General features: G+C 70.1%; 7 protein-coding genes. 2 read left to right on the plus strand and 5 right to left on the minus strand.

The genetic code is table 11. The annotated features are described in order from the left end of the window. Positions 1–4 precede the first annotated feature (4 nt). The 4 genes from E1293_RS20375 to ctaC form a co-directional block, all read right to left on the minus strand. A complete protein-coding gene (locus E1293_RS20375; RefSeq protein WP_132199024.1) occupies positions 5–1,288 on the minus strand; it encodes a L,D-transpeptidase in 1,284 nt (427 codons plus the stop codon). Between the two features lie 135 nt (positions 1,289–1,423). Continuing rightward, positions 1,424–1,834: a cytochrome c oxidase subunit 4 gene (locus tag E1293_RS20380; protein ID WP_132199025.1), complete on the minus strand. Its 411-nt coding sequence runs from the start codon at positions 1,832–1,834 to the stop codon at positions 1,424–1,426. Positions 1,835–1,837: 3 nt separating this feature from the next. Continuing rightward, complete coding sequence (gene ctaD / locus E1293_RS20385; protein WP_132199026.1) at positions 1,838–3,505, minus strand: aa3-type cytochrome oxidase subunit I; 1,668 nt, start codon at positions 3,503–3,505, stop codon at positions 1,838–1,840. Next, on the minus strand, positions 3,502–4,293 hold the full coding sequence (gene ctaC / locus E1293_RS20390; RefSeq protein WP_165978321.1) for an aa3-type cytochrome oxidase subunit II: 792 nt from the start codon (positions 4,291–4,293) through the stop codon (positions 3,502–3,504). The genes ctaD and ctaC overlap by 4 nt, the downstream gene beginning before the upstream one ends. A gap of 178 nt (positions 4,294–4,471) precedes the next feature. Here ctaC and E1293_RS20395 point away from each other — a divergent pair, with 178 nt between their 5' ends. Further along, positions 4,472–5,617: a cysteine desulfurase family protein gene (locus tag E1293_RS20395; RefSeq protein WP_132199033.1), complete on the plus strand. Its 1,146-nt coding sequence runs from the start codon at positions 4,472–4,474 to the stop codon at positions 5,615–5,617. A gap of 31 nt (positions 5,618–5,648) precedes the next feature. Beyond that, complete coding sequence (locus E1293_RS20400) at positions 5,649–5,957, plus strand: sulfurtransferase TusA family protein (RefSeq protein WP_207938974.1); 309 nt, start codon at positions 5,649–5,651, stop codon at positions 5,955–5,957. Between the two features lie 54 nt (positions 5,958–6,011). Here the strand turns inward: E1293_RS20400 and E1293_RS20405 are convergent, their stop codons facing one another. Next, positions 6,012–6,998: a carbohydrate kinase family protein gene (locus tag E1293_RS20405; protein WP_132199034.1), complete on the minus strand. Its 987-nt coding sequence runs from the start codon at positions 6,996–6,998 to the stop codon at positions 6,012–6,014. Positions 6,999–7,138 lie beyond the last annotated feature (140 nt).

Below are 7,138 nucleotides of genomic sequence, written 5' to 3' on the forward strand. Positions count from 1 at the left end.
GGAATCAGTGGCCCTCGGCCCGCTGCTTCTGCGGCGCCTTGTGCTTCGCGCCCTGCTGCTGCGCGGAAAGCGTCGCGGCGTCCACGTGCGGCGCCGTCGTCACCGACCGCTTCAGCGCGCTGCCCTTCACCCAGTCGTTCCACTTGACCTGCCAGTAGCCCCAGCCGTTCTCCGGCTCCAGCTCCCGGCTGGTCCCCGTCACCGTCACCGGGTCGCCCCGCTGGGACAGCTTGTAGAACCACTTCGCGTTGGACGGGCTGATGTTGATGCAGCCGTGGCTGACGTTCTCGTGGCCCTGGCTGCCGACCGACCACGGGGCGCTGTGCACGTACTCGCCGCTGTCGGAGATCCGCACCGACTTGTACACGGTCAGGCTGTAGCCGCCGGGACTTCCGGGGCTCACCCCCATCCAGTCGGACGTCATGACGGTCGGGTCCTCCTTGTCCATGGTGAGGTGGACCCCGTCGGTGGTGGTGAACGAGCGCTGGCCACCGCGCCCCATGCTGGTCGGGATGGTGCGGGCCTTCTTGCCGTTCACCTTCACCACCATCTTGTGGTTGTCCTCGCCGGCCGTGGACACGTGCGAGTCGCCGACCTTGAAGCCGACGGAGTAGTTCTTCCCGCCGTACACGTCCCCGCCGGTCCGCACGCCGGCGAGGTGGGCCTTGAACGCCACGTTCGTGTGCGCCGGCCAGTAGTCCTTCGTCCGGAACACGGCCTCCTTGTCGCCGAACCAGTGCCAGGCGCCCTCGACGGTCTTGTCCGCGGTGACCTCCAGGGCCCGCTCGACCGCCGCCCTGTCCTTCACCGCACCGGCGAAGTGCATGATGATCGGGATGCCGACGCCGACGGTCTCCTTGTTGTACGGCGCCTCGATCTTCACGTCGTTCGTCTTCTGGACCTCGGCCGTCGAGAAGGTGCTGCGGACCGTGCGGGTCCGTCCGTCCTTCCCGAGCGCCGTGGCGTCGACGGTGTACTGCTCCCCCGGTTCGAGCGTCCAGCGTGACCGCCAGCGCGTCCGGTCGGCGTTGAGGTCGCCGTCGACCTCGCGGCCCTTCGCCGACACCGTCACGTTCTCGATCGTGCCGTGCTGCGCCTCGACGGCGATGGGGCTGTCGGGCCGCAGCTTTCCGCCGCCGCCTCCCGGCGACACCGCGAGCCGCACGGCGTTCTCGCCGGCCGGCTCACCGCCCGAGCACGCCGCCGCGCCCGCCACCATCCCGGCGCCGACGAGCACGGCGGCGGCACGCCGTGCCCCGTCCCCCGGTTTCGAGCCACCCACCCGCATGTGGACCCCCCGGTCGTCACACCTGGGCGATCGGTCCGCCTGGCCAGCGTGGTCGCTGGAACGGCGCCCAGTATGTGAAAGGGCCGGTACCCGCAAAAAAGCGGACACCGGCCCCTCATGGGGTTCTTTTACTGATCAATGGGCGAAATGACCCCGGTAGTACTCGAAGACCAGACCAATGGTCGTCAGAATCGCGAATGCGGCGCCGAGGATCACCAGCCACCAGCCGAACACGACGCCGAGCGCCACGGCCGCGGCCGACAGCCCGACGAACAGCGGCCACCAGCTGTGCGGGCTGAAGAAGCCCAACTCGCCCGCCGCGTCCGCGATCTCGCCCTCCGGGTCGTCCTCGTACAGCGGCCCCGCGTTGGCCCGCTCAAGGCGCCGGACGGTGAAGTGGACGTAGAACCCGATGAGCCCGGCGAGGCCCACCGCGAGCCCGAGCGCGGTCGTGCCCGTCCAGTCGCCGGACCAGAGCCAGTACACGACGTCGGTGGCGAGGAAGAAGACCGCGCACCCGTAGAACATGAACGCCTGGACGCGCATCCGCTACTCCCCCTTAGCCCCGGCCAGTTCGCCCTTGGCACCCACGTGCGGGTGGTGCAGGTCGAACGCCGGCCGCTCGGAACGGATCCTCGGGATCGAGTTGAAGTTGTGCCGCGGCGGCGGGCAGGACGTCGCCCACTCCAGGGAGGAGCCGTAGCCCCACGGGTCGTCCACGTCGACGCGCTCGCCCCGCTTCCACGTGATGTACAGGTTGTAGAAGAACGGCAGCATCGAGGCCCCGAGGAGGAACGAGAACGCGGTGGACACCTCGTTCATCCCGTGGAACTCGCTGGCGTAGTCGGCGTACCGGCGCGGCATGCCCGCGGCGCCCAGCCAGTGCTGGATCAGGAACGTGCCGTGGAAGCCGATGAACAGCATCCAGAAGTGGATCTTGCCGAGGGTGTCGTTCAGCATCTTGCCGGTCCACTTCGGCCACCAGAAGTAGAAGCCGGCGAACATCGCGAACACCACGGTGCCGAACACGACGTAGTGGAAGTGCGCCACCACGAAGTAGGAGTCCGACAGCTGGAAGTCCATCGGCGGCGACGCCAGGATGACGCCGGTGAGCCCGCCGAACAGGAACGTCACGAGGAAGCCCAGTGACCACAGCATCGGCGATTCGAACGTGAGTTGCCCTCGCCAGATCGTCCCCACCCAGTTGAAGAACTTCACCCCCGTGGGCACGGCGATGAGGAACGTCATGAAGGAGAAGAACGGCAGCAGCACCTGCCCGGTGACGAACATGTGGTGCGCCCACACGGTGACCGACAGGCCCGCGATGCTGATGGTCGCGAACACCAGGCCGATGTAGCCGAAGACCGGCTTGCGGCTGAACACCGGGAGGATCTCCGTCACGATGCCGAAGAAGGGCAAGGCGATGATGTAGACCTCCGGATGCCCGAAGAACCAGAAGAGGTGCTGCCAGAGCAGCGCGCCCCCGTGCGCGGCGTCGAAGATGTGCGCGCCCAGCTTGCGGTCGGCCTCCAGGGCCAGCAGCGCGGCGGCGAGGACCGGGAAGGCCAGCAGCACGAGGATGGACGTCAGGAAGACGTTCCACGTGAAGATCGGCATCCGGAACATCGTCATGCCCGGCGCGCGCATGCACAGCACCGTGGTGATGAAGTTGACCGCGCCCATGATGGTGCCGAAGCCCGACATCGCCAGGCCCATCACCCACATGTCGCCGCCGACGCCCGGGGACCGGACCGCGTCCGACAGCGGGGCGTAGGCGAACCAGCCGAAGCTGGCCGCGCCGCCCGGGGTCAGGAAGCCGGCGATGACGATCAGGCTGCCGAACAGGAACAGCCAGTACGCCAGCATGTTCAGCCGCGGGAACGCCACGTCCGGCGCCCCGATCTGCAGCGGCATGATGACGTTGGTGAAGCCCGCGAACAGCGGCGTCGCGAACATCAGCAGCATGATCGTGCCGTGCATGGTGAACAGCTGGTTGAACTGCTCGTTGCTGACGATCTGCAGCCCCGGGTCGAACAGCTCCGCGCGCATGATGAGCGCGAGGACGCCGCCGAACAGGAACATCACGAACGAGGTGATCAGGTAGAGGTAGCCGATCACCTTGTGGTCGGTGGACGACATCCAGGAGGCGATGATGCGCCCCTTGCTCGTCCGCGGCGCGGCGATCGGCGCGCTCGGTGCGTGACTCGTCGCGGTCACTTGGCACCTCCCGCGGCCAGTGCTTGCTTCGAATCGGCGATGAACTTCTCGTACTGCTGGGGCGTCACGACCTTCAGCTGGAACAGCATCCGGCTGTGGTCGACGCCGCAGAGCTCGGCGCAGCGGCCCTCATAGGTGCCCAGCTTGTTCGCCGTGAACTCGAACTCGTTGGTGTAGCCCGGCATGACGTCCTTCTTGTAGATCAGTGCCGGGACCCAGAACGAGTGGATGACGTCGTTGGAGTGCAGGCGCACGCGGACCGTCTTGCCCGAGGGGATCGTCATGACCGGCTTGCCCGGCGCGGGACCGTTCGGCGCCACGGGGTTGCCGACGACGGACGCGACCCTCTGCTCCTTGCCGCCGGCGTCCTTCTCCTTGTAGTCGAACTGCCAGCTCCACTGGAACGCGGTCACGTCGACGACCACCTGCGGATTCTTGGTGGTCTTCTCGACGAAGTTCTCGTCCCGGGCGGTGAAGTAGAACAGGACCGCGATGATGACGAACGGGACCGCCGTGTAGAGGATCTCGATCGGCATGTTGTAGCGGACCTGCGGCGGCAGGTCGTCGGAGCGCTTGCGGTGGAACAGCACCGCCCAGATGATGAGGCCCCAGACGACGGCCCCGACCGCGAACGCCGCGATCCAGGAGCCCTGCCAGAGCTTCAGCATGCGCTCGCCCTGGACGCTGATGGGCTCGGGCATGCCCAGGCGGCTGCCGCTGCACGCGGTCGCGGACAGGGCGAGCAGCCCTAGCGCGACGGCGCTTTTCAACGCGCGGCGACTGCGCACAGGCGTACGCCGCTCCCTAGAGCGGGTCGGACTCACGGAATGCCTTCCCCACGGATGAAAGCCCGGTCGCCCGGGCGGTGAGATCAGTGTTTACACGTGTGGTGGACACCCTAGCGTGAGGGTCGCGCGACCCCCCGATCGGGTGCCCGGTTAGTGTTTGCGCGTGGCCCGACCGAGCATGCCGGGCGGCTACTTCGACGCCGCCTCCACCGAGCCGCCGCACCCCGCGGCCCGGTCCGCGCTGCTGGAGGCGCTGGACGCGGCGTGGGCCGACCCTGCGCGGCTGTACGGGACGGCCCGCGCCACGCGGATGCTGCTCGACCGGGCGCGCGCGCGTGTCGCCGGTGTCCTGGGCTCCCGTCCCGACGAGGTGTCGTTCACCTCCTCGGGCACCCAGGCGGTGCACCTGGCGGTCCTCGGGGGGCTCCAGGCGCGCCGGCGCACCGGGCGGCACCTGGTGGTGAGCGCCGTGGAGCACTCCAGCGTGCTGCACGCCGCCGAGCTGCACGAGCGCGACGGCGGCGAGGTCACCGTCGTCGGCGTCGACCGGGCGGGCCGCGTCGACCCGGCGGAGTTCGCCGCGGCGCTGCGCGCGGACACCGCGCTCGCGTGCCTGCAGTCGGCCAACCACGAGGTCGGCACCGTACAGCCCGTCGCCGAGGCCGCCGAGGCGTGCCGCGCCGCCGGCGTGCCCCTGTTCGTCGACGCGGCGCAGTCCCTCGGCCGGATGGACGTGCCGGGCGGCTGGTCGCTGCTCGCCGGCAGCGCGCACAAGTGGGGCGGGCCCGCCGGCGTCGGGGTGCTCGCCGTCCGCAAGGGCACCCGGTGGCGGTCGCCGCTGCCCGCGGACGAGCGGGAGGGCCGCCGCGTCCCCGGGTTCGAGAACGTTCCCGCCATCGCCGCGGCGGCCGCCGCGCTGGAGGCGTACCGTGCGGACATGGCGGCGGACGCGCCGCGCGTCTCCGCGCTGGTGGACCGCATCCGCGCGGAGGTGCCGCGGGACGTGCCCGACGTCGAGGTGGCCGGCGACCCGGTGCGCCGGCTGCCGCACCTGGTGACGTTCTCGTGCCTGTACGTGGAGGGCGAGGCGCTGCTGGCCGAACTCGACCGGCTGGGTTTCGCGGTTTCCTCCGGAAGCTCGTGCACGGCGGATACGCTGCGTCCAAGCCATGTGCTGGAGGCGATGGGAGTGATTACCCATGGGAACGTGCGGGTATCGCTGCCGCGTGGGGTCCGTTCGGAGGACGTCGCCCGGTTCCTCGCCGCGCTCCCCGATGCCGTCGCCCGCCTCCGCGGGTCGATGAGCACGGGCGGGCGACGATGAGCACCTTCGAGACAGGGAGGCGGTCGCGCCCATGAGGTTCCGAGGCCGCGCCAAGACCGGCCCGCCCCCCGGTGACTCGATGCCGCGCCCGGCGGAGCCGGAGGGCCCGCCGCCCGTGCTCGTCATCGACGCGCTCGGCCGCAAGTGCCCCATCCCGATCATCATGCTGGCGGAGCGGATCCGCGAGATCCCCGTCGGGCAGGTCGTCGCCGTCCTCGCCGACGACGCCGCCGCGCGCACCGACGTCCCCGCCTGGTGCCGCATGAAGTCGCAGGACTTCGTCCGCGAGGAGACCCTCGGGCAGGGCGGCTGGGGCTTCCACATCCGCCGCACGTACTGAGCGCATGCGAGAGGGCCGCGCCGATTCCGGCGCGGCCCTTTCGCATGCCGTCCGCTACGGGGTCGGGCAGGCGATGTGCGGCTCGACGTCCGCGGCGGCGTCGGAGCCGTAGGCGGCCGTGAAGCGGTCGAGGAACGCCTGGCGGGCCAGCGTGTACTCCTGCGGGCCGGCCGCTTCGAGGGCGTACGCGGCGATGGCGCAGCCGACCTGGGCGGCGCGTTCGAGGGGCAGCTCCCACGCGGTCGCCGACAGGAAGCCGGCGCGGAACGCGTCGCCGACGCCGGTCGGGTCGACGACGTTCTCGACGGGGACGCAGGGGACGTGCACGCCCTCCTCGCCCGCGCGGTCGATGACCACGCCCTTGGCCCCGAGGGTGGTGACGCGGATACCGACGCGGGACAGGATCTCCTCGCCCGGCCAGCCGGTCTTCTCCTCGGCGAGGGCCTTCTCGTACTCGTTGCTGAACAGGTACGCGGCGCCGTCGATCAGGCGGCGGACGTCCGCGCCGTCCATGCGGGCGAGCTGCTGGGACGGGTCGGCGGCGAACGGGATGCCGCGGGTCCGGCACTCGTCGGTGTGCCGCAGCATCGCCTCGGGGTCGTTCGGGCTGACGACCACCAGGCCGAGGCCGCCGACTCGGTCGGCGACCGGCTGCAGCTCGATGGAGCGGGCCTCGCTCATCGCGCCGGCGTAGAACGTGGCGATCTGGTTCTGGTCCTGGTCGGTGTTGCACAGGAACCGCGCGGTGTGGTGGGTCTCCGAGACGTGCACGGACGCGGTGTCGACCGCGTGCCGTTCGAGCCAGGAGCGGTAGTCGGCGAAGTCGTCGCCGACGGAGCCGACGAGGATTGACTCCTTGCCGAGGCTGCCCATGCCGAAGCAGATGTTGGCGGCGATGCCGCCGCGGCGGATCTCCAGCTCGTCCACCAGGAAGGACAGCGACACCCGGTCCAGTTGGTCGGGCAGCAGCTGGTCGGTGAACCTTCCCGGGAAGGTCATGAGATGGTCGGTCGCAATGGAGCCAGTCACGGCGATGCGCACGGGGTCGCTCTCCTCGTCGTGGTCGTCCGGCTGTTCCGCCGGCTGTACGAACCCGGACAGGTTACTTCCCATCGCACCACACATCGCGACCGCGTGACAGATCGGCGGCGGATGCCGGCGGGCAGCCGGAGGGGGCGGGC

Origin of the sequence: Actinomadura darangshiensis (assembly GCF_004349235.1) — a bacterium.
GTDB lineage: Bacteria > Actinomycetota > Actinomycetes > Streptosporangiales > Streptosporangiaceae > Spirillospora > Spirillospora darangshiensis.

Excerpts from the sequence above, each read along its gene's own strand:
- E1293_RS20375 (WP_132199024.1), bottom strand. The coding sequence starts at position 1,288 with ATGCGGGTGGGTGGCTCGAAACCGGGGGACGGGGCACGGCGTGCCGCC.
- E1293_RS20380 (WP_132199025.1), bottom strand. The coding sequence starts at position 1,834 with ATGCGCGTCCAGGCGTTCATGTTCTACGGGTGCGCGGTCTTCTTCCTC.
- E1293_RS20395 (WP_132199033.1), top strand. The coding sequence starts at position 4,472 with ATGCCGGGCGGCTACTTCGACGCCGCCTCCACCGAGCCGCCGCACCCC.
- E1293_RS20400 (WP_207938974.1), top strand. The coding sequence starts at position 5,649 with ATGAGGTTCCGAGGCCGCGCCAAGACCGGCCCGCCCCCCGGTGACTCG.